This window comes from Streptomyces oryzae, from assembly GCF_017676365.1.
In the GTDB taxonomy this organism is placed as follows: Bacteria; Actinomycetota; Actinomycetes; order Streptomycetales; family Streptomycetaceae; genus Streptomyces; species Streptomyces oryzae.
On the sequence record NZ_JADKMA010000151.1, the window covers coordinates 1 to 18953 of the forward strand.

General features: G+C 71.3%; 11 protein-coding genes and 1 pseudogene. 9 read left to right on the top strand and 3 right to left on the bottom strand.

The genetic code is table 11. The features are described 5' to 3' along the window. Together ITI46_RS24765 and ITI46_RS24770 are read left to right on the top strand one after the other, a co-directional pair. A pseudogene (locus ITI46_RS24765) lies at positions 1-326 on the top strand (serine/threonine protein kinase); the annotation flags it as partial. Between the two features lie 585 nt (positions 327-911). After that, on the top strand, positions 912-2009 hold the full coding sequence (locus tag ITI46_RS24770; protein WP_307808310.1) for a C40 family peptidase: 1098 nt from the start codon (positions 912-914) through the stop codon (positions 2007-2009). Between the two features lie 515 nt (positions 2010-2524). On the opposite strand, the gene ITI46_RS24775 is transcribed toward ITI46_RS24770, so the two are convergent. Further along, complete coding sequence (locus tag ITI46_RS24775) at positions 2525-3352, bottom strand: protein phosphatase 2C domain-containing protein (RefSeq protein ID WP_209241950.1); 828 nt, start codon at positions 3350-3352, stop codon at positions 2525-2527. A gap of 633 nt (positions 3353-3985) precedes the next feature. Between ITI46_RS24775 and ITI46_RS24780 the strand changes: the two genes are divergently transcribed. Together ITI46_RS24780 and ITI46_RS24785 are read left to right on the top strand one after the other, a co-directional pair. After that, complete coding sequence (locus ITI46_RS24780; protein WP_209241951.1) at positions 3986-6622, top strand: sensor histidine kinase; 2637 nt, start codon at positions 3986-3988, stop codon at positions 6620-6622. Next, the gene (locus ITI46_RS24785) at positions 6623-7303 is read left to right on the top strand and encodes a roadblock/LC7 domain-containing protein (RefSeq protein ID WP_209241952.1); all 681 of its coding nucleotides are present in this window, start codon (positions 6623-6625) and stop codon (positions 7301-7303) included. Between the two features lie 23 nt (positions 7304-7326). Here the strand turns inward: ITI46_RS24785 and ITI46_RS24790 are convergent, their stop codons facing one another. Next, positions 7327-7896 (bottom strand): MarR family winged helix-turn-helix transcriptional regulator, encoded by a 570-nt coding sequence (locus ITI46_RS24790; protein ID WP_247746535.1) that lies wholly within the window; start codon positions 7894-7896, stop codon positions 7327-7329. 237 nt (positions 7897-8133) lie between these two features. Here ITI46_RS24790 and ITI46_RS24795 point away from each other — a divergent pair, with 237 nt between their 5' ends. Next, the gene (locus ITI46_RS24795; protein WP_247746536.1) at positions 8134-9087 is read left to right on the top strand and encodes a lysozyme; all 954 of its coding nucleotides are present in this window, start codon (positions 8134-8136) and stop codon (positions 9085-9087) included. A 79-nt stretch (positions 9088-9166) separates the two neighbouring features. On the opposite strand, the gene lon is transcribed toward ITI46_RS24795, so the two are convergent. After that, complete coding sequence (gene lon / locus ITI46_RS24800; protein WP_209241953.1) at positions 9167-11596, bottom strand: endopeptidase La; 2430 nt, start codon at positions 11594-11596, stop codon at positions 9167-9169. A 128-nt stretch (positions 11597-11724) separates the two neighbouring features. Between lon and ITI46_RS24805 the strand changes: the two genes are divergently transcribed. The 4 genes from ITI46_RS24805 to ITI46_RS24820 all read left to right on the top strand — a co-directional run bounded on the left by ITI46_RS24805 (position 11725) and on the right by ITI46_RS24820 (position 18874). Next, a complete protein-coding gene (locus tag ITI46_RS24805) occupies positions 11725-12498 on the top strand; it encodes a spermidine synthase family protein (RefSeq protein ID WP_209241954.1) in 774 nt (257 codons plus the stop codon). 70 nt (positions 12499-12568) lie between these two features. After that, entirely contained in the window at positions 12569-13363 is a 795-nt protein-coding gene (locus ITI46_RS24810) for a response regulator transcription factor (RefSeq protein WP_209241955.1), read from the top strand. Positions 13364-13628: 265 nt separating this feature from the next. Then, positions 13629-14789, top strand: coding sequence for a HAMP domain-containing sensor histidine kinase (locus ITI46_RS24815; protein ID WP_247746540.1), 1161 nt, complete (start codon positions 13629-13631; stop codon positions 14787-14789). Between the two features lie 224 nt (positions 14790-15013). Then, positions 15014-18874, top strand: a complete 3861-nt coding sequence (locus ITI46_RS24820) for a multifunctional oxoglutarate decarboxylase/oxoglutarate dehydrogenase thiamine pyrophosphate-binding subunit/dihydrolipoyllysine-residue succinyltransferase subunit (protein WP_209241956.1) — start codon at positions 15014-15016, stop codon at positions 18872-18874. The last annotated feature ends 79 nt before the right edge of the window (positions 18875-18953 follow it).

The following is an 18953-nucleotide window of genomic DNA, read 5'->3' on the forward strand; positions in this document are numbered from 1 at the left end:
GGGCCGAGGATGTCTTCGCGCTGGGCGCCGTGCTGGTGCTGGCGGCGAGCGCGCGGCATCCGTTCGCGGGGAGCCCGCTGCCTTCGGCGCGTGAGGGCCCGGACCTGACCGGGGTGCCCGACGCCCTGTGCGTGCCGCTGCTCTCGTGCCTGCACAAGACGCCCGAGGCCCGCCCGCACCCCGAATCGCTGGCCCACACCCTTGACCTCTCGGGCACGGCCACCCGCCCGGCGCGAGAGTGGCTTCCTGAGCCGTACCTCCATGAGACTGGCGAACGCGCGGACGCCGCACGGGCGCTGGTCGGGCGGAGAGGTTGGGGACGGTGAGGAGCCGCTGGTGAGGAGCCGCTGGTGAGGGGCGCTGGTGAGGGGCCCGGCCGGGCGCTCTGGTGGAGAGGCGTCGGTGAGAGGCACTGACGGGGCTGGTGAGGGGCGCTGGTGAGGCAGCCGCGGGGCTTCTCACACGTACGGGTGATAAGGGTCGGACCGAGGGCGCTGGACACGGCTTGCGTGGTGGGGGTAGGGGCGGGCGTTTTCGGGCTCGCGGACGGCTGCAGCACGCGTGAGCAGCCCTGGACCAGCGAGTCCGCCCGCCCTCGTCGTCACCGCCCGGCACGTTCCAGCCCGCGTCGGCGTGCGCCTGTTCGGTCCGCCGGGGGCGGGAGCGGGCCCTGGGGTCTCTCGATCGGGTGAGAGACGTGCCCCCAGCCGCTTGGCTCGCTCTGAGCCGGTGGCCTTGCCCGTGCCACGATCGCGGCAGAGCGGTCGACGACGGGGAGACGCCGCTCGGGAGCGAGGTGTGCGGTGTTGAGCGTGTTGCCGATGTTGCGGATGCTGCGGGGATTGCTGGATACGAGGGCGCGAACGGCGCGCAGAGAGGGGCCGGCGGCCCAGGTCAGGCCAGGCGTCGGTGTGGTGCTGCTCGGGTGCGTACTCGCAGCCGTGATGGTGTTGGGGCCCGCGGCCCCGTCGGGGACGGGTGCCGCTCCGGCGGCGACTGGGAGGGCGCCGGGCAACCCTGAGCCGGGGCCGGCGGCGGGGCCGCCTGATGCGGGGCGCAAGTCCGTCGGTGAGCTGCTGGGCGAGCTCAGTCTGCTGTATCAGCGCACTGAGGCGGCGTCAGAGGCGTACAACGGCACCGCGGAGAAGCTCAAGACCCAGCGTGCGGCCGCCCGCCGGGCGCAGTCCAAACTCTCCCGGGCCCGGCACGCGCTGGCGGACGGACGGATGCAAGCGGGCGAACTGGCCCGGCAGCAGTATCGGGGCGAGGGCACCGGTCTCCCGCCGACAGTGCAGCTGCTGCTCACGCGCGACCCCTACCAGCTGCTGGAGCGCGGGCATCTGCTGCAGCGAGCGGCAGGCGACCAGGCGGCCACGGTACGGAGGCTGACCGCAGGTAAACAGCGGCACGCGGCGGCGGCCAAGCGGGCGCGCGCGGCGGTGGCACGGCAGGAACGGCTGGCCAAGCGCAAGAAGAAACAGCGGAACGAGGTGCGCAAGCGGCTGAGGAAGGTCGAGACGCTGCTTTCGTCGCTGACCGGGGATCAGCTCACCCGGCTGCACGAGTTGGAGCAGGACCGCATGGACGCCGCACAGCGGAAGCTGGTGGAGTCGGGAGCGCTGGACCCGAGTGGTGCGGTCTCCCCTTCCGCGCCGGGTCGGAAGGCTCTGGAGTGGGCGTTGAAGCAGGTCGGCAAGCCGTATGTGTGGGGAGCCGAGGGCCCGGGGGCGTTCGACTGCTCGGGGCTCACCTGGCAGGCATGGCGCCATGCGGACCGCGAGATTCCGCGCACCAGCCAGGAGCAGTGGCGGCAGTTGCCGAGGGTTCCGTTGGCCAAGCTGCGCCCCGGCGACCTGGTCATCTACTTCGAGGGTGCAACGCATGTGGGCATGTACGCGGGAGGGGGCAGGGTGGTGCAGGCCCCTCGGCCCGGGAGCGTGGTGCGGCTGACACCGCTCGCCGCCGACCCGCCCATCGGTGCGGTCCGCCCGGACGGACGGCGGGCATGAGGTCGCCGATGTGGCGGGACGGGGCGCCGGGCGACAGCGCGTCCGTCGGGACGCCTGACTCGCCGCAGGGCCCAGTCCCGCACTCGGCCTCGGCACCGGCCCTGGTCCCGGATTCGGCCTCAGCGCCGGCACCGGCAGTGGCCCTGGACTCGGCGCCGGGCTCGGCGCTGGTCCTGGGCCACGGCTTGGTCCCCGGTACCGGCCCTGACCCGGGCTCTGGCCTGGTCCCGGACTCGGCCTCGGAACCGGCACCGGCCATGGCCCTGGATTCGGCCCGGTCCTCGGCGTCGGCCCCGTCCTCGGCCTCGACCCTGAGCCCGGCCTGGGCCAGCGTCGGCCGGCCGGTGGCAAGCAATGGGCGGGCGTTGCTGGCTGTACCGGCTATGGCCGCGCCGGCGGTGGCGGCCCGGGCGCGGTTAGGGGCCTGGGGCCGGGCGATGGCCTCGGTGTGGTCAGCAGCCTGGGCACGGTTGGCCGCCTCGGTGCGGCGTGCGCGCTCGGGGCGGTTGGTGGCCTCAGTCCAGCTCGGCCAGCAGCACGGTGGCGTCGTCGTGCCGCTTGCCACGGCTGGGCGCCGACTCCGACTCGGCTGTGCGGACGCGGTGGATGAGGGAGCGCGGACCCTCTTTCCGGACGAGGGCAAGGAGACCGGCCCAGTCGCCGAGGTGGAAGGTCTCGGTCCAGCGGCTGGCGCCGTCGGTGAGGGCGAGCAGGGCGCGGACGTCTGCTCGGGGGTGACTTCCCGTCACCGCCTGTGCGGCGACGCCCGGGTCGGCGGCGGCCGTGTAGAAACCGCTGCCGTCGGGTGCGTTGCGCAGCCCCTCGACAGCGCGCACATAGGCCGCGCGGTCCGCTTCCTCGCCGGTAAGCCGGACGCGGTCGCGCAGGGCCTGGACGGCGGGCGGCAGTTCGGCCAGCCGCCGATCGAGAATCGGGTGCACGGTGCCGTCCGCAGCCTCCACGAGGAGTGCGGAGTCCGACAGCACCAGGTGTTCGACCCGCTCGTCGTCCCACCGGGCAGCAACGGCGGTTGCCTGAGGGGTACGCGGGTGAAAAAGATCACATGTCTCGCGGTGCGCGTCCGCCGTTCGGGCCACCGCGACAGCGAGGCATTCAGCCAGTGTCATATCCCGGCGGGCTCCCGCCAGTTCGAGGAGTGCACCGCCGAGCCGCGCCACGAACCACGGCACGCCGTGGCGGCAACCGTCCGTGTCCTCCGGCGGAGTGACTCCGTCCAGCACCACGAGTGCGCCGCCCGAGCCGGAGGCGGGCAGGGAGGCCGAGACGTAATCCTCGTTGCGACGTGGAGGATTTCCGGGCTCGGTGACCATGTCGATGCGCATGACTCGCAGTGTGCCGGACGGCCGATCTCCGAGCGGCCGGTGTCCGCCGCGACTGGTGCGCCCAGGACCGTCGGAGACCGGCGTCCGGTGCCGCCACGCCCTCGTGTTGCGGTAACGCGCGGCCGGGCGCGCGCGGGCGCGACCGGCCGGAAACCGACCGGACACCGAACGGAATCTGGCCTTCCACAAAGCGCGGCAGGCATCCTGCCAGGACGCGGGGCGGATTTCCAACCAGCGCCCGAGGTACGGACAGCGCCCGACTCAGGCCGAGTTGTTCCGCCGCCGAGGAGTGATGTTCACTCCTTCGGGTGGCCCAGCAGGGGATTCTCACCCGCCTCAGGAGCGCACTGCCAAGGTCGGTCGTCGAGTGTGGGGACACCGCTGCGGAGCACCGCGCGGCCGGAGGCCCGGAGAGATGGCTGGGAACCGAAGGTCGCAGAGGGTGCCGACGCGGGGGCGGGGCCACCCTCTCGCCACACACGTTGGACTGTGCCGCCCGGGCCCTCCGGGAGAGGCGGGACGAGATTGCGAGTGCGGGTGCGGAAGAAGAAGCGTCTCAGAGCGGACGTTCCCCAGGCCACGGCGACCGGCCCCGGCGCCACTGCCTCCCCGGAAACGGAGGCGACCACTCCTGTGGGACGCAGGCGCGCGCGGGTGCGCAACAGGTTGCTGGTGTCCGTCGTGGTGTGTGCGGCGGCGGTTGTCGGTGCAGGGGCGCCCACCCTCGTCGCGGGTTCCCAGGACGCCGCCGATGCGCAGGAGCTCGTCGATCTGGCTCGGCTCAACCAGCAGGCGATCGCCTTCTCCCACTCTCTGGCCGACGAGCGCGACGGCATGGTCGAGTACGTGGCGGCGGGTCGCAGTGGCAAGGGCGGAACCGGCGTCAGTGAGGCGCAGCGCGATCGGGTGGACCGGCAGGCACAGGAGCTGCGGGCGGCCGCGTCCTCAGCGCCGTCAGGATCCGAGGCCGCCGCTCCGTCCGCGTCCCCCGAGGCGGTCGTCAAGGCCGTCAAGAAGCTGCCCGCCGCACGGCAGGGCGCCATGCGGGGCAGGGGCAGCCCGCTGGCTTCCTACGAGGCGTACTCCGAGATCATCCAGGCCCTCCGTCACCTCACGCGCGGCATCGCCGACGGTCTGCCGGCGCGGGCGGAGAACCGGACCGCGGCGGCGCTGCCTGATCTCGCACGGGCCGTCGATCAGGCATCCGCCACGCGCGGACTGCTGGAGGCGGCGCTGGCGGGGCAGGGTTCACAGCGGCCGCTGGTCACGGCGGCGGGACAGGCGCGCCTGCGGGAGCAGGCGGCGCTCTCCGACTTCGAGGAGACGGCCGACGCCAAGGCCCGCGACAGCTACAGCACGACCGTCAACGGCACGGACGTCAACGTCGCCGAGCGCTATCTGACGACCGTCACCGCGCAGAACCACCTCACGGCCGGTGCCCGCGCGTTGGACCGGGAGCGGTTCGACAGCTCCGTCTCGGCGCGTCTGGCGCATATGCGCGGGGTGCAGTCGTCGTTCGCCGTCGCGGAGGTCAAGCGGCTCGAGAAGCTGCGGGACGACGATGTGACGGCGCTACAGCTGCGCGCCGGTCTGGTCGGCGGGTGTCTGCTGCTCGCCGTCGCGCTCAGCATCGCCACGGCACGGTCGCTCACCCGCCCGCTGTCGGTGCTCAAGCGCGGTTCGCAGCGGCTGGCCAAGGACCCGGTGGGCGAGGAGCCGATCACCTTCCGCGGCAGGAACGACGAGTTCGCCGAAGTGGTGAGAGCTCTCAACTCGCTGCGGGCCGGTGCGGCCGAGCTGCGGCGCCGGTCCGCCTGTGCGGAGCGGGAACAGGACCAGCTGGCCGTCGAAAAGGCACAACTGACCGAGAAGCACCAACTGCTGACCGAGGAATTCGCCGCACTGCGCACGGAACTGGAGGCAGGGCAGGCAGCGCGCGAGCAGTCGGCCGCGCCGACGGCGGGGGGCGAAGCAGCGGACCACAGCGCCTTTGCCGATCTGGGCAGCCGTACGCTCACCCTGGTCGAGCGGCAGCTCGGCATCATCGAGGGGCTGGAGGAGAGGGAGGCCGACCCCGACCGGCTCGACACCCTCTTCAAGCTGGACCATCTGGCGACCCGGATGCGGCGGCACAGCGAGAACCTGCTGCTGCTGGCAGGCGCGGAGCGACCCGAGCGCGGGGCACCGTCCGCGCCCGCCGCACCGGCTCCGCTGCTGGATGTGCTGCGTGCCGCTGTCAGTGAAATAGCCCAGTACGAGCGGGTCGAGCTGGGGACGCTGCCGCCGGAGGTGCGGGTCGACGGTTCCGCTGCCGACGACCTGAGCCACCTGGTCGCCGAACTTCTCGACAATGCTGCCGCGTTCTCTCCTGCGGAGACCGCAGTACGGCTGAGTGCGCGGATGCTGGCGAGCGGCGAGGCCCTGGTGTCCGTGGAGGACGAGGGCGAGGGTGTGCCCGGGCCACGGCTCGCCGCGCTCAACACCCGGCTGGACGCGTCACAGGTGGCGGAGGACGACGGGAGCGGGCCCTGGGGGCTGGGCATGTCCGTGGTCGCCCGGCTGTCGGCGCGGCACCGGATACGGGTGCGGCTGCGCGGGCGGGAAGGCGGCGGCACCGCAGCCGAGGTGACGGTCCCGCATGCGCTGGTGCTCGACGGTGTCGACCGCACACAGACGTCCGGCGCCGCCGCGGGGAGCGAGCCCTCTCTGAACGCGGGCGAGCCCCCTCAGCACGAGGACGAGTCCCCTCAGGACGAGAGCGGTCCCGCTCCCGCCGAGGACGAGCACTCCCGCACCGATGACCAGGCACCCACCCAGGCCGAGGAGCCCGAGGGCTCGGAGGCAGCGGACCGGTCCGCGACGCAGACGCACGCGGAGCTGGGAGAGCGGGGCGAGCAGGCGGAGCCGCCGGCTTCCGTCACGCATCCGGGCCTGCCCCAGCGAGTCCGCAGGGAGACACCGCGCGAGCCGACCGCACCGCATCAGCGCAAGGGCGGAACGACTGCTGAGGAACTGCGGCGCAAGCTCGACGGGTTCCAGCAGGGCGCCCGGGAGGGCCTGCGGGACGCCATGGCGCATACCGCGGCCGGGAGTCCGACGGAGACCGAACAAGGCCGGCAGAGCCGGCACAACCAGCAGGGCCGGCACAGCCAGGACAACCAGCAGCCCGGGCAGGAGTCACGGGCCGAGCAGCAGACCGAGAGCACCGACGATGCGGAAGAGCGAGCGGGGGCGCAGGTCGACGGTGGTACCGCCACAGGAGGCACGTAAGTGAACCCGCTCAGCACAGTTACGTCCGGCAGTACGGAAGCACAGAACCTCCGTTGGCTGCTCGACAAGTTGGTCGAAGAGGTGCCGGGCATCCGCTCCGTGGCCGTCGTCTCGTCGGACGGGCTGCTGCTGCTCGCGTCCGATCCCGCACTGGGCGTCGAGCACGGATCCGCCGCGCTGACGGCCAGGGAGGCAGCCATCCCGGGGGAGGCAGCCGAGACCCGGGAAGCGGTCGCGGCGTCGGTGCCCGAGCAGCGGGCGGTCCGCGAGGACCCGGGCGCCGTACGGGAAGCGTTGCCCGTACGGGGCGGGTTGCCCAGGCGGCGGCGTAGGGGTGACGGGGCGCGCGGCCCCAAGGGTCCCCGGGGTTCCAGTGGCGATCTGGCCACGCTCGTCTCCGGGGTGGCGTCGCTCACCGTCGCCGCCGCCGGTCTGATGGACGGCGGTGCGGTGAAGCAGACCATGGTGTCCATGGACGAGGGCGCACTGCTCATCATGGCCATCGGGGACGGCTCACTGCTGGGTGTGCATGCCGCGGCCGACTGCGACATGGGGGCGGTCGGCTATCAGATGGGGCTCTTCGTGGGCCGGGCGGGCCATGTGCTGACGCCCGAGCTGCGGAGCGAGCTGCGAGGGGCGGTGGGCGTGAAGGCCGGTGCTGCGGCGGGTGTCGGCCGGTAGGAGGGGCGGAGGCAGCTGCGGGCTCACTCCTCCTGGTCGGCCAGCGAGTTGAAGCGGTGCAGGAGGCGGGCCAGCTCGGCGATCTCGCGGCGGTCCCAGGCGGCCAGCTTGCGCGCGTACGAGAGACGGCGCGCGTCCCGTACCCGGGTGAACCGCTCGTGGCCCTCCGTGGTGAGACGGACAAGTGAGGCGCGGCGGTCCGCGGGGTCGGGCCGCCGGTCCACCAGGCCGAGCCGCTCCAGTGCGTGGAGCTGACGGCTTATCGTCGCCTTGCCGACGCCGAAGTAGGTGGCCAGTTCGGTCGCCCGCTGCTCGCCCGCGTCCTCCAGCCGCACCAGCAGTCCGTAGGCGGCTGGTTCCAGGTCGGGGTGGACCTGCCGGGCCATTTCGCCGGACGAGGCACGGGCGCGGCGCAGGAAGACGGTCAACTCGCGTTCCACGTCGAGCCCTTCGGGGCCGAACGACTCGGCGGGGTCTGCGTGACCCGAGGAGCCCCCGGCATCCGCGGGGCTCCCCGCCTCCGCGTGACCCGTGGAGACGGTGGAGTCCGTGGAGTTCTTGTGCACGTCAGTGGTGTCTCCGGCGTTTTCCATGAAGAAACTTATCTCCAGCCCAGCCCGATAGTCCCAGCTCTGCCAGTATTTCGCAGGAGTAGACCAACGGCAGACGGCAGGGCATCTTCCGCGTGGCCGGTCTACGCGCGTACGTTCGCCCTGACATGGGCACACCATTGGCGTGTAGTCACTCCGCGCGTCGCAGAGCAAAACCCCCCACATCAGTAAATACTACGCACGTACCAGACCCCCACCATCGAGGCTCCGGAGGCAGCGATGCCCAGCTTCAGATCCGGTACGGCCCGGCACAGACGTGGAATCGCGGCTGTCGTCGGGATGTTCGTCTCCCTTCTCGCGCTCGTACTGGCACTTCCGGGCGCGGCATCAGCGGTTCCCGACAACGGGGACAACAGCACGAAGTCGGCCACGTCCGCCGCGTCCGGTAAGTCCACGGATTCGGCCAAGGGCGCGGAGGGCCTGCGCGGCAACCCCAAGGCGCCCGGAAAGCCCGGGGAAGCCTGGATGGGCGCGGGTGTCCAGATGCACGAGGCCGACTCCACGCACGGTAATCCGCCCGACAAGAAGCGCGCGGGCCTGCTCGCGACGGTCCACGGTGTGGACGTCAGCAGTCACCAGGGCAACGTGGCCTGGTCGACCCTCTGGAACAGCGGCGTCCGGTTCGCCTACTCCAAGGCGACCGAGGGCACCAGCTACAAGAACCCCTACTTCGCCCAGCAGTACAACGGCTCCTACAACGTGGGCATGATCCGGGGCGCGTACCACTTCGCGCTGCCCAACTCCTCCAGCGGGGCCACCCAGGCGAACTACTTCGCCAGCAACGGCGGCGGCTGGAGCAAGGACGGCAAGACGCTGCCGGGCGTGCTCGACATCGAGTACAACCCCTACGGCGCGACCTGCTACGGCCTGAGCCAGAGCGCGATGGTGAACTGGATCAAGGACTTCACCAGCACGTACAAGGCCAAGACCGGGCGCGACGCGGTCATCTACACCACCACCAGCTGGTGGACCCAGTGCACCGGCAACAGCAGCGCGTTCGGCAACTCGAACCCGCTGTGGATCGCCCGCTACGCGTCCTCGCCGGGCACCCTCCCGGCCGGCTGGGGCTTCTGGACCTTCTGGCAGTACACCTCCAGTGGCCCGACCGTGGGTGACCACAACTACTTCAATGGTGCGATGGACCGGCTGAAGGTGCTGGCCAACGGCGGCTGAGCCCGCAGCACCTGCGCTCCAGCACGCATGAGTGGCCCCCACCGCACGGTGGGGGCCACTCTGTTGCCGGTCGCGTCCGTCACGCCGCGACCGGCGTCTCCCGGGCGGGGGTCTGGGCGGGGGTCAGGGCCAGCTCCAGGACCTGGCGGACGTCGGAGACGGGGTGGACGTCGAGGTCGTCCAGCACCTCCGCCGGGACGTCGTCCAGGTCGGGCTCGTTCCGCTTCGGGATGATCACGGTGGTCACCCCGGCGCGGTGCGCCGCCAGGAGCTTCTGCTTGACGCCGCCGATGGGCAGCACCCGCCCCGTCAGTGAGACCTCACCGGTCATCGCCACCTCGGGCCGCACCTGACGGCCGCTGAGCAGCGAGGCCAGCGCTGTCGTCATGGTGATCCCGGCGCTGGGACCGTCCTTGGGCACGGCGCCTGCCGGTACGTGCAGGTGGATGCCCCGCTCCTTCAGATCGCCGACCGGCAGCTCCAGCTCCGCGCCGCGCGAGCGCAGGTAGGAGAGGGCGATGTGCGCGGACTCCTTCATCACGTCGCCGAGCTGGCCGGTCAGGGTGAGCCCTGAGGCGCCCGTCTCGGGGTCGGCCAGCGACGCCTCGACGAAGAGTACGTCACCCCCTGAACCGGTGACGGCCAGACCGGTGGCCACCCCCGGCACGGCCGTGCGGCGCTCGGCCGGGTCCTGTGCGGCCTCCGGGGTGTGCCGTGGGCGGCCGATCAGCGTGCGCAGCTCGTCCACCCCGACGGTGTACGGCAGCTCGGCCTCGCCCAGCTGGTGCTTGGCAGCGACCTTGCGCAGCACCCGCTGCACGGACCGCTCCAGGGAGCGGACGCCGGCCTCACGGGTGTACTCGGCGGCGAGCTTGCGCAGTGCCGCCTCCTCGAAGGCCACCTCGCCGCTCTCCAGTCCGGCGCGCTCCAGCTGACGGGGCAGCAGGTGGTCGCGGGCGATGGTGATCTTCTCGTGCTCGGTGTAGCCGTCGAGCTCGACGACCTCCATCCGGTCGAGCAGCGGCTGCGGGATGGCCTCCAGGACGTTGGCGGTGGCCAGGAAGACGACGTCCGACAGGTCCAGTTCGACCTCCAGGTAGTGGTCCCGGAAGGTGTGGTTCTGCGCCGGGTCCAGCACCTCCAGCAGCGCTGCCGCCGGGTCGCCGCGGAAGTCGGAGCCGACCTTGTCGACCTCGTCCAGCAGGACGACCGGGTTCATGGAGCCGGCTTCCTTGACGGCGCGGACGATGCGGCCGGGCTGGGCGCCGACGTAGGTACGCCGGTGGCCGCGGATCTCCGCCTCGTCGCGGACGCCGCCGAGCGCGACCCGGACGAACTTGCGGCCCATCGCGCGGGCGACGCTCTCGCCGAGCGAGGTCTTACCGACCCCGGGCGGCCCGGTCAGCGCCAGCACCGCGCCTCCGCGCCGGCCGCCGACCACACCGAGACCGCGCTCGGTGCGCCGCTTGCGTACGGCCAGGTACTCGGTGATGCGCTCCTTGACGTCCTGGAGCCCTGCGTGGTCGGCGTCGAGGACGGCCTGCGCGCCGGTGATGTCGTAGGCGTCCTCGGTGCGCTCGTTCCAGGGCATCTCCAGGACGGTGTCGAGCCAGGTGCGGATCCAGCTGCCCTCGGGGGACTGGTCGCTGGAGCGTTCCAGCTTGTCGACCTCCTTGAGGGCGGCCTTCTCGACCTCCTCGGGCAGGTCGGCGGCCTCGACGCGGGCGCGGTAGTCCTCGCTCTCGTCCTCGGGGTCGCCGTTCAGCTCGGCCAGTTCCTTGCGGACCGCCTCGAGCTGACGGCGCAGCAGGAATTCGCGCTGCTGCTTGTCGACGCCCTCCTGGACGTCCTTGGCGATGGACTCGGCGACGTCCTGCTCGGCCAGGTGGTCGCGCAACGCCGTCGTGGCGATCCTCAGCCGCTCGACCGGTTCGGTGGTCTCCAGCAGCTTCAGCTTCTGCTCGGTGGACAGGAACGGGGAGTAGCCCGCGTTGTCGGCGAGCTGGCCCACGTGGTCGATCTGCTGCACCCGGTCGACGACCTGCCAGGCGCCGCGCTTGCGCAGCCAGTCGGTGATGAGGGCCTTGTACTCCTTCATCTGCTCGGCAACGTGGCCGGGCAGGGGGTCGGGCACCGTCTCGGTGACGGGCGTTCCCTCCACCCACAGGGCGGCGCCCGGCCCCGTCGTCCCGGTGCCGACCCGGATCCGGCGCAGCCCGCGGATGAGGGCGCCGGGGTCGCCGTCGGCGAGGCGCCCGATCTGCTCCACGCGGCCCTCGACGCCGATCTCGGCGTAGTTGCCCTCAACCCGCGGGACCAGCAGCACCCGGGGCTTCTCCCCGTCCGGCGCGTCCGAGGCCGCGGACTTCGCGGCGTCGACGGCGGCCCTCACGTCGCTGTCCGAGAGATCCAGCGGCACCACCATTCCCGGCAGCACGACGCCGTCCTCGGCGTCGATCGGCAGCACGGGCAGGGTGAGCGGTGTGGACTCCAGGGACTCAGCAGCCATGATCTCTCCCTAGGCAGGCAAGTTGAGTAATACCCACTCAATGCTTTTGAGGCTCCGTATGTTCCCCCGCGTCGGGGAGAGATCTGTTCGCTGTCAGCGATCGGCCGCCGGCGTCCTACGCTTCCCCCATGCCGAACCCCACGACGCCGCCCACGTCAGCAGCGCCCACAGGTCCCGCAGCCGAGGAGCAGCCGGTCACCGTCGAGCGGCGGGAGGGGCCGTTCGGCGAGGTCGTACTGCGGCGGCGCGGGCCGCACTTCGAGATCATCGCCAACGGCTGCTTCCTGATGGACACCTCCGACGGGCGCTCGGAACGGCTGCTCGTACGCGCGGCGCTGGACGAGCTCGGCGCGGAGAACACGAAAGACGCGGAGAACCCGAAGGACACAAAGGACGCAACAGCCGGACCACGGTTGCTGATCGGCGGCCTCGGCGTCGGCTTCTCACTGGCCGAGGCGGCGGACGAGCCGCGCTGGGGCCGGATCAGCGTCGTCGAACGCGAGCCCGCGATCCTCGACTGGCACCGCAGCGGGCCGCTGTCAACGCTCTCCGGGCGGGCGCTGGCCGACCCCCGTACCGAGCTGGTGGAGGCCGACCTGGTGGCGTACGTGCACGGGTCGGCCGCGGCCGGGCGGCGCTTCGACGCCATGTGCCTGGACATCGACAACGGCCCCGACTGGACGGTCACCGACGACAACGCGACCCTATACTCGCCGGCCGGACTGGCCGCCTGCCGGGCGGCCCTGGCACCCGGCGGCGTGCTCGCCGTCTGGTCGGCACAGCCGTCGCCGACATTCGAGGGATGTCTGCGTAATGCGGGATTCTGCCGCGTTCGGACGGATGAGATCCGGGTCGCCCGAGGCGTCCCCGACGTGGTCCACTTCGGAGTACGACCGGCGTAGCCGAAGCCGTCAGCAGGCCCTTACGCTGCTGTCCCAGGAAAGCCGGAAAGAGCCACAGGGGCGGGGTCGTATGGACCAGAAGAACACCACTCAGACACCTGGCGGCGCTGCCGCCGCGACCACCCCGGGCGCCCAGCGTCGCATCCTCGTCGTAGAGGACGACCCCACCATCGTCGATGCCATAGCGCGGCGGCTGCGGGCCGAGGGCTTCCAGGTGCAGACGGCGGGCGACGGACCCGCCGCCGTGGACACCGCCGAGGCGTGGCAGCCGGACCTGCTGGTGCTGGATGTGATGCTGCCCGGCTTCGACGGCCTGGAGGTCTGCCGCCGGGTACAGGCGCAGCGCCCGGTGCCGGTGCTGATGCTGACGGCGCGGGACGACGAGACGGACATGCTGGTCGGCCTCGGTGTGGGCGCCGACGACTACATGACCAAGCCGTTCTCCATGCGCGAGGTCGCGGCGCGGGTGCACGTGCTGCTGCGCAGGGTGGAGCGCGCGACGCTGGCCGCGCACACGCCGCGCAGCGGCATACTCCGGCTCGGGGAACTGGAGATCGACCACGCACAGCGGCGGGTGCGGGTCACCGGCGACGACGTGCATCTGACGCCCACCGAATTCGACCTGCTGGTGTGCCTGGCGCACTCCCCCCGTGCGGTGCTCTCGCGCGAGCAGCTGCTGGCCGAGGTGTGGGACTGGGCCGACGCCTCCGGCACCCGCACCGTGGACAGCCATATAAAGGCCCTCCGGCGCAAGATCGGCGCGGAGCGTATCCGCACCGTGCACGGTGTCGGATACGCGCTGGAGACCCCCGGCCCGGACGGTGCTGCGGCGCCGGTGCCGGGCGCCGCTGCGGAGAGCTCCTGACCGGCGGAGGGGACGGAGCAAGGTGTCCGCTTCCGTGTCCTTCTCCCTGACGGCCCGTACCCGCTCTCTGGCGCGCGCCCTGGCCTCGCGTACGCGATCGGCCGCACGCTCCGTGGCGTCCCGTACCCGCGCTGTGGCGCGCCTCCTGGCCGCCCGTACGCGCTCCACCGCGGGCCCTCTGGTCTCCCGTACACGTTCGGCCGCACGCCCCCTGGCCTCCCGTGCGCGCTCTGCCGCGCGCCCGCTGGGCCGTGTGATCCGCGTCCTGAACCGCGCTGCGGCCCGGTTGCGCCGGGCCGCCGTCCGGTACGGCGGGCGGACCTGGGAGCGGCTGTGGGAGGGGCTGCGGCCGGTCGATCCGTACCGGTCGGTCAAGGCGGCGCTGGGCGCGCTGGTGATCGTCTCCGTGGTGATCACCACGCTGCTGGCGCTGTTCGCCATGCAGTCGGCGACCGAGCTGCGGGTCATCACGATCATCTCCATCGTCGCCTCGCTGCTGATCACCCAGTTCGTGGCACAGTCGCTGACGGCGCCGCTGGACGAGATGACCGACGCGGCCAAGGCGATGGCGGGCGGCGACTACTCCCGACGGGTGCGCGGTGAGCGGCGGGACGAGTTCGGCGAGCTGGCCGCGAACTTCAACCGGATGGCGGCCGACCTGGAGGCGGTCGACCAGCACCGCAAGGAGCTGGTGGCCAACGTCTCGCACGAGCTGCGCACCCCCATCGCGGCGCTGCGCGCGGTGCTGGAGAACGTGGTGGACGGCGTCTCGGAGGCCGATCCCGAGACGATGCGCACGGCCCTGTCGCAGACCGAGCGGCTGGGCCGGCTGGTGGACCACCTGCTGGACCTCTCCCGGCTGGACAACGGCGTGGTGCCGCTGCGCTCGCGGCGCTTCGAGGTGTGGCCGTATCTGGCGGGCGTGCTGAAGGAGGCCAACATGAGCAAGGGCTCGGGCCACTCCCGCAAGGACGTCCACCTCCATCTGGATGTCTCACCCCCCGAGCTGATGGCCTGCGCGGACCCCGAACGGCTGCACCAGGTGGTGGCCAACCTGATAGACAACGCCGTCAAGCACAGCCCGCAGCACGGCCGGGTCACGGTCAGAGCCAGGCCGGGCCCTGGTGCGGGACCGGGTGCGGGCCCCGGCGGCGACGGCGGACTGGAGGTCGAGGTGCTGGACGAGGGGCCCGGCATCCCCGAGTCGGAGCGGGAGCGGGTGTTCGACCGGTTCAGCGGCACGCACAGCGCCGAGTCGACCACGGGCCGCAAGGGCGGGATCAGCCCGGGCGGCGGGACCGGTCTGGGGCTGGCCATAGCCCGATGGGCGGTCGAGCTGCACGGGGGCCGGATCAGAGTGGCCGAATCCCCCCGCGGCTGTCGCATCCAGCTCACCCTTCCGGGCACGGGCGACACCCAGGCTTGACGTACCCTCGCAGGTGAGACCCCGCGGACGCGAAATGAGGGCTGCCCGGTTCCGGTGCCGGGGCAAAATCGGGAGTGATTCCCGCCAAATCATGCCCCGAAACCAGCGCTGCGATGTGATGTACGTGACCAAGAGCGGCCCGGACTCCACCAATCGTCCGGAGAGGCGTAGCCTTTATTTCCGCTGTCCACCACCTAAGGAAGCGGAAGAGGGCGGTTGCCGCCGTGTCGTCACAGTCCCCCAACAGCTCATCGAGCACCACTACGGAACGGAAGGACGGACAGGGCAAGGACCCTGGCCCTTCGTTCGGGCCGAACGAGTGGCTCGTCGACGAGATCTACCAGCAGTACCTCCAGGATCCGAACTCGGTAGACCGAGCCTGGTGGGACTTCTTCGCTGACTATCAGCCGGAGTCCACCGACGGAAGCACGGCGCCGGACGGCGCGGGCACCCCGCGGGACAACGCCCCGGCGCCCGCTAAGGCCGCGTCGGCCCAGGCACCGGCCGCACCCGCCGCCGGGCAGGCTGCCCCGCAGCAGCCCGCGCAGCCGAGCGCCTCAGCTCCGGCGAAGGCGAAGCCCGCTGAGCCGGCGCAGCCGCAGCCGGCGCAGCCCAAGCAGGCCGAGCCCGCCAAGCCCGCGGCGCAGCAGCCCGCACAGGCCGCCGCGAAGGCTCCGGCCGCCAAGGCCGAGCCCGCCGAGGGCCCGGAGTACGTGGCGCTGCGCGGCCCCTCAGCGGCCGTGGCGAAGAACATGAACGCCTCGCTGGAGCTGCCCACGGCCACCTCCGTGCGCGCGGTCCCGGTGAAGCTGCTGTTCGACAACCGCATCGTCATCAACAACCACCTCAAGCGCGCCCGTGGCGGCAAGGTCTCCTTCACGCACCTGATCGGCTACGCCATGGTGCAGGCGCTGAAGGCGATGCCGTCGATGAACCACTCCTTCGCGGAGAAGGACGGCAAGCCCACCCTGGTCAAGCCGGACCACGTCAACCTGGGCCTGGCCATCGACCTGGTGAAGGCCAACGGCGAGCGCCAGTTGGTCGTCGCGGGCATCAAGAAGGCCGAGACGCTGACCTTCTTCGAGTTCTGGCAGGCCTACGAGGACATCGTCCGCCGCGCCCGGAACAACAAGCTGACGATGGAGGACTTCTCCGGCGTCACCTGCTCGCTGACCAACCCCGGCGGCATCGGCACCGTCCACTCCGTGCCGCGGCTGATGCCGGGCCAGGGCCTGATCATGGGCGTCGGCGCGATGGAGTACCCAGCGGAGTTCCAGGGCACCTCCCAGGACACCCTCAACCGGCTCGGCGTCTCCAAGGTGATGACGCTCACCAGCACCTACGACCACCGCGTCATCCAGGGCGCCGCCTCCGGCGAGTTCCTGCGGCTGGTGGCCAACCTGCTGCTGGGTGAGAACAATTTCTACGACGAGATCTTCAAGGCGCTGCGCATCCCGTACGAGCCGGTGCGCTGGATGCAGGACATCGACGCCTCGCACGACGACGACGTCACCAAGGCGGCGCGCGTCTTCGACCTGATCCACTCCTACCGGGTGCGCGGCCACATCATGGCCGACACCGACCCGCTGGAGTACAAGCAGCGCAAGCACCCCGACCTGGACATCACCGAGCACGGGCTCACCCTGTGGGACCTGGAGCGGGAGTTCGCGGTCGGCGGCTTCGCCGGCAAGTCCATGATGAAGCTGCGCGACATCCTGGGCGTGCTGCGTGACTCGTACTGCCGCACCACCGGCATCGAGTACATGCACATCCAGGACCCCAAGCAGCGCAAGTGGATCCAGGACCGGGTCGAGCTGCAGCACGTCAAGCCGGAGCGCGAGGAGCAGCTGCGCATTCTGCGCCGGCTCAATGCCGCCGAGGCGTTCGAGACGTTCCTGCAGACCAAGTACGTCGGCCAGAAGCGGTTCTCGCTGGAGGGCGGCGAGTCCGTCATCCCGCTGCTGGACGCGGTCATCGACGCGGCCGCCGAGTCGCGGCTGGACGAGGCCGTCATCGGGATGGCGCACCGCGGCCGGCTGAACGTGCTGGCGAACATCGTGGGCAAGCCGTACGCGCAGATCTTCCGGGAGTTCGAGGGCAACCTCGACCCGAAGTCGATGCACGGTTCCGGCGACGTGAAGTACCACCTGGGTGCCGAGGGCGTCTTCACCGGCCTGGACGGCGAGCAGATCAAGGTCTCGCTCACCGCCAACCCCTCCCACCTGGAGGCCGTCGACCCGGTCCTGGAGGGCGTGGCACGCGCCAAGCAGGACATCATCGGCAAGGGCGGCACGGACTTCACGGTGCTGCCGATCGCGCTGCACGGTGACGCGGCCTTCGCGGGCCAGGGCGTGGTGGCCGAGACGCTGAACATGTCGCAGCTGCGCGGCTACCGCACCGGCGGCACCATCCACGTCGTCATCAACAACCAGGTCGGCTTCACCGCGGCCCCCGAGTCGGCGCGCTCGTCGATGTACTCGACGGACGTGGCCCGGATGGTCGAGGCGCCGATCTTCCATGTGAACGGCGACGACCCGGAGGCCGTGGTCCGGGTGGCCCGGCTGGCGTTCGAGTACCGGCAGGCGTTCAACAAGGACGTGGTCATCGACCTGATCTGCTACCGGCGCCGCGGTCACAACGAGACCGACAACCCGAAGTTCACCCAGCCGCTGATGTACGACCTGATCGACCGCAAGCGCTCGGTGCGCAAGCTGTACACCGAGTCGCTGATCGGCCGGGGCGACATCACGCTGGAGGAGGCCGAGCAGGCGCTCCAGGACTTCCAGGGGCAGCTGGAGAAGGTCTTCACCGAGGTGCGGGACGCCACGTCGGCCCCCGCCCCCGCCGAGGTCCCGGCGCCGCAGCCGGAGTTCCCCGTGCACGTGGAGACGGCCATCAGCCAGGAGGTCGTCAAGCGGATCGCCGAGTCCCAGGTCAACATCCCCGAGCGGATCTCGGTGCACCCGCGCCTGACGCCGCAGCTCCAGCGCCGCGCGCAGATGGTCGAGGACGACACGATCGACTGGGGCATGGGCGAGACGCTGGCCATCGGCTCCCTGCTGATGGAGGGCACCCCGGTCCGGCTGGCGGGCCAGGACTCGCGGCGCGGCACGTTCGGCCAGCGGCACGCGGTGCTGCTCGACCAGAACACCGGCGACGACTACACCCCGCTGCTGTACCTCTCCGACGACCAGGCCCGCTACAACGTCTACGACTCGCTGCTGAGCGAGTACGCGGCGATGGGCTTCGAGTACGGCTACTCGCTGGCCCGCCCCGAGGCGCTGGTGATGTGGGAGGCGCAGTTCGGCGACTTCGCCAACGGCGCGCAGACGGTCATCGACGAGTTCATCTCCTCGGCCGAGCAGAAGTGGAACCAGACCTCTGGTGTCACCCTGCTGCTGCCGCACGGCTACGAGGGCCAGGGCCCGGACCACTCCTCGGCCCGTATCGAGCGGTTCCTCCAGCTGTGCGCGCAGAACAGCATGACGGTCGCGATGCCGTCGCTGCCCTCCAGCTACTTCCACCTGCTGCGCTGGCAGGTGCACAACCCGCACCACAAGCCGCTGGTCATCTTCACCCCGAAGTCGATGCTGCGGATGAAGGCGGCGGCCTCCAAGACGGAGGAGTTCACCAGCGGCGGCTTCCGCCCGGTGATCGGTGACACGATGGTGGACAGCGGCCAGATCGACCCGGCCAAGGTCCGCAAGGTCGTCTTCTGCTCCGGCAAGGTCTACTACGACCTGGACGCCGAGCGGGCCAAGCGCGGGCTGACCGACACGGCGATCATCCGGCTGGAGCGGCTCTACCCGCTGCCCGGCAAGGAGATCCAGACCGAGATGGCGCGGTTCGCCAACGCCGAGAAGTACGTCTGGGCCCAGGAGGAGCCGGCCAACCAGGGCGCATGGCCGTTCATCGCGCTCAACCTGGTCGACCACCTGGACCTGATCATCGGCTCCGAGCCCGTTCCGAACGCGGACCGGCTGCGGCGCGTCTCCCGGCCGTCCTCGTCCTCGCCCGCCGTGGGCTCGGGCAAGCGGCACGCCGAGGAGCAGGCGCAGCTCCTCAAGGAGGTCTTCGAGATCTGAGCGGCACGCCGGGGCCGAGCGGTCCCGGCGTACGCGCACAACGGCCGAGGGCCCCCACCGCAACGCGCGGAGGGGGCCC

Bases quoted from the DNA above. Each gene is read 5' to 3' on its own strand.
- ITI46_RS24775 (WP_209241950.1), bottom strand. From the start codon at position 3,352: ATGCGCATCGACATGGTCACCGAGCCCGGAAATCCTCCACGTCGCAAC.
- ITI46_RS24790 (WP_247746535.1), bottom strand. From the start codon at position 7,896: ATGGAAAACGCCGGAGACACCACTGACGTGCACAAGAACTCCACGGAC.
- ITI46_RS24795 (WP_247746536.1), top strand. From the start codon at position 8,134: ATGCCCAGCTTCAGATCCGGTACGGCCCGGCACAGACGTGGAATCGCG.
- lon (WP_209241953.1), bottom strand. From the start codon at position 11,596: ATGGCTGCTGAGTCCCTGGAGTCCACACCGCTCACCCTGCCCGTGCTG.
- ITI46_RS24805 (WP_209241954.1), top strand. From the start codon at position 11,725: ATGCCGAACCCCACGACGCCGCCCACGTCAGCAGCGCCCACAGGTCCC.
- ITI46_RS24810 (WP_209241955.1), top strand. From the start codon at position 12,569: ATGGACCAGAAGAACACCACTCAGACACCTGGCGGCGCTGCCGCCGCG.